Source organism: Streptomyces megasporus, assembly GCF_000718985.1.
Taxonomy (GTDB): domain Bacteria; phylum Actinomycetota; class Actinomycetes; order Streptomycetales; family Streptomycetaceae; genus Streptomyces; species Streptomyces megasporus.
On record NZ_JODL01000096.1, the window covers coordinates 1 to 468 of the forward strand.

The following is a 468-nucleotide window of genomic DNA, read 5'->3' on the forward strand; positions in this document are numbered from 1 at the left end:
CTGTTGCCGACGACGAAGACCGAGGAGAAGGCCATCGCGGCGCCGGCGATCATCGGGTTGAGCAGGCCGGCGGCGGCCAGCGGCAGGGCGGCCACGTTGTAGCCGAAGGCCCAGAACAGGTTGCCCTTGATGGTGGCCAGGGTGCGGCGGGCCAGCCGGATGGCGTCCGCCGCGACCCGCAGGTCGCCGCGGACCAGGGTGAGGTCGCTCGCCTCGATGGCGGCGTCGGTGCCGGTGCCCATCGCCAGGCCCAGGTCGGCGGTGGCCAGGGCGGCGGCGTCGTTGACGCCGTCGCCGACCATGGCGACCGTGCGGCCCTCGGTCTGCAGGCGTCGGATCTCGGCGACCTTGTCCTGGGGGAGGACCTCGGCGATCACCTTCTCGATGCCCACCTCGTGGGCGACGGCCTCGGCCACGGCCCGGTTGTCGCCGGTGAGCAGGATCGGCGTCAGCCCCAGGGCGCGCAGG

Annotated in this window: 1 protein-coding gene; it reads right to left on the bottom strand. The window is 73.9% G+C overall.

The window, feature by feature from the left end; all coding sequences use genetic code 11:
- On the bottom strand, window positions 1-468 hold a 468-nt coding region (locus IF47_RS0126830; RefSeq protein ID WP_031511635.1), incomplete at both ends, for an HAD-IC family P-type ATPase.